Annotated in this window: 2 protein-coding genes; both read right to left on the bottom strand. The window is 69.9% G+C overall.

The window, feature by feature from the left end; translation table 11 throughout:
- Positions 1-18: 18 nt before the first annotated feature.
- Positions 19-1,719: a ribonuclease J gene (locus CVO76_RS04195; RefSeq protein WP_208740811.1), complete on the bottom strand. Its 1,701-nt coding sequence runs from the start codon at positions 1,717-1,719 to the stop codon at positions 19-21.
- Positions 1,716-2,651 carry a 4-hydroxy-tetrahydrodipicolinate synthase gene (dapA, locus tag CVO76_RS04190; RefSeq protein WP_208740809.1) on the bottom strand — a complete coding sequence of 312 codons (936 nt, stop codon included), beginning with the start codon at positions 2,649-2,651 and terminating at the stop codon, positions 1,716-1,718. The genes CVO76_RS04195 and dapA overlap by 4 nt, the downstream gene beginning before the upstream one ends.
- Positions 2,652-2,720: the final 69 nt, after the last annotated feature.

Here is a 2,720-nt window from a genome sequence, read left to right as displayed (position 1 = left end):
CCTCCGGACCGCGCGGGCTCAGGCCTCGAGCACCACCGGGATGATCATGGGACGCCTGCGCAGGCGCCGGTTGACCCAGGTACCGACGACACGGCGCACCACCTGTTGCAACTGGTAGGTGGTGTGCTCCGTGGTGTGCATCACGGCCTCCTCGAGGGCCTCGCTGATCCGGGGCTTGATCTCGTCGAAGACGGAGCTGTCCTCGGCGAAGCCCCGCGCGTGGATGTCCGGGCCGGAGACGATCTTCCCGGTGGTCCTGTTGACGACCGTGATGATCGAGATGAAGCCCTCCTCCCCGAGGATCCGGCGGTCCTTGAGGTCCGCGTCCGTGATCTCGCCGACGCTTGACCCGTCCACGTACACGTAACCGCACTCGATGGCGCCCACCACGCGGGCCCTGCCGTCCACGAGGTCGATCACCGAGCCGTCCTCGGTGAGCAGGACGTTCGACGCCGGGACCCCCGTCTGCTGCGCGAGCTTGCCGTTGGCGATGAGGTGGCGGGTCTCGCCGTGCACGGGCATGACGTTCTTCGGCCTCAGGATGTTGTAGCAGTAGAGGAGCTCACCGGCCGCGGCGTGGCCGGACACGTGGACCTTCGCGTTGCCCTTGTGGATGACGTCGGCGCCGAGCTTCAGCAGCCCGTTGATGACGCGGTAGACGGCGTTCTCGTTGCCGGGGATGAGCGAGGACGCCAGGATGACGGTGTCGCCCTTGCCGACCGTGATGCGGTGGTCCCCGTTGGCCATCCGGGACAGCGCCGCCATGGGCTCGCCCTGCGAGCCGGTGGACATGAGAACCACGCGGTCGTCGGGGAGGTCGTCCACGTTCTTGATGTCCACGAGGATGCCGTCCGGGACCCTGAGGTATCCGAGTTTCGCCGCGATCGCCATGTTCCGTACCATCGACCGCCCCGCGAAGCACACGAAGCGCCCGTGGGCCGAGGCGGCGTCGAGCACCTGCTGCACGCGGTGGACGTGCGAGGAGAACGACGCGACGATGATGCGCTTGCGGACCTGGCCGAACAGGTTCTCGAGGACGGGGCCGATCTCGCGCTCCGCCGTCGTGAACCCGGGGACGTCCGCGTTCGTCGAGTCCACCATGAAGAGGTCCACGCCCTCCTCGCCGAGGCGGGCGAAGGCGCGCAGGTCGGTGATGCGTCCGTCGAGCGGCAGCTGGTCCATCTTGAAGTCGCCCGTGTGCAGGACGTTCCCGGCCTCGGTGCGGATGAACACGGCGAGGGCGTCGGGGATGGAGTGGTTGACCGCCACGAACTCGCACTCGAAGGGGCCGAACTGCTCGATCTGGCCCTCGGACACCGTCAGGGTGTACGGGCGGACACGGTGCTCCTGCAGCTTCGCCTCGATCAGCGCGAGGGTCAGCTGGGAACCGATCACGGGGATGTCGGCCTTCAGGCGCAGCAGGTACGGGACCGCGCCGATGTGGTCCTCGTGGCCGTGGGTGAGGACGAGGCCGACGATGTCGTCGAGCCTGTCCTCGAGGTAGGAGAAGTCGGGCAGGATCAGGTCGACACCGGGCTGGGTCTCCTCGGGGAAGAGCACCCCGCAGTCGACGATCAGGAGTTTGCCGGAGATCTCAAAGACCGCCATGTTGCGGCCGATCTCGCCGAGTCCGCCCAGCGGCACGACGCGCAGCGTGCCGGGTTCGAGGGCCGGCGGCAGGGCGCGGGCCGCCGGGCCGACGCCGGCCGCGTCGCTCATGCCCGGACGCCCTCGCGGGCGAGGGCCCCGAGGTCCCAGCCCGCCTCCGCGAGGTCGGCGAGCACCGGCTCCAGCTCGCGCTGGTCGGCTTCCACGAGGGGCAGGCGTACGACGGCGTTCGGGAGCACGCCCTGCAGGTGCAGGATGTGCTTCGCGGACACCGCACCCGGGAGATGCGTCATGACCGCGCGGATCACCGGGTCGAGGTCGAAGTGGATGCGGCGCGCCTGGGCGAGGTCCCCGGCGGCGGCGGCGTCGACCAGGCGGCGGAAGGCGGCGGTCGCGACGTGTGCGCTGACACTGACGACGCCGACGGCACCCGCGGCCATCCACGGGAGGGTGAGCCCGTCGTCGCCGGAGTAGACGTCGAGGTCGGTGTTGGCGAGGACGCGGGTCACGGCGGCGAAGTCGGCCTTCGCGTCCTTCAGGGCCAGGATGCGGGGGTGGTCGGCGAGGCGGAGCATCGTCTCCGTGGTGATGGGGATGCCGGAGCGGCCCGGGATGTCGTAAATCATGATCGGGAGGTCGCTCGCCTCGGCGACGGCGGAGAAGTGGCCGAGCACACCGGCCTGGGTGGGCTTGTTGTAGTACGGCGTCACGACGAGCTGCCCGTGCGCACCCGCCCGCTCGGCGCGCCGCGCCATCTCCACCGAGTGCGAGGTGTGGTTGGTGCCCGTGCCCGCGATCACGCGCGCCCGGTCCCCCACGGTCTCGACGACCACGCGGTAGAGGTCCTCCTTCTCGGAGTCCTCGAGCGTGGAGGTCTCACCGGTGGTGCCGGACACGACCAGCCCGTCGGAGCCGTCATCGACCAGTCTCGTGGCGAGGGCGGCCGTGGCATCGAAGTCCACGGAGCCGTCGGCGGTGAACGGCGTGACCATCGCGGTCACGAGGGAGCCGAACGGGAGGATGCGCGAGGGGGTTTCAACCATGGGTGAAACGTTACCCGTTCCGCCCGCGCCTCGGAGGACCGGCCCTCCTGTGGACGCGCGCCCTCAGGA

Origin of the sequence: Arthrobacter agilis, from assembly GCF_002953615.1 — a bacterium.
GTDB lineage: Bacteria > Actinomycetota > Actinomycetes > Actinomycetales > Micrococcaceae > Arthrobacter_D > Arthrobacter_D agilis_B.
This window is presented reverse-complemented; position numbering and strand designations above follow the sequence as displayed.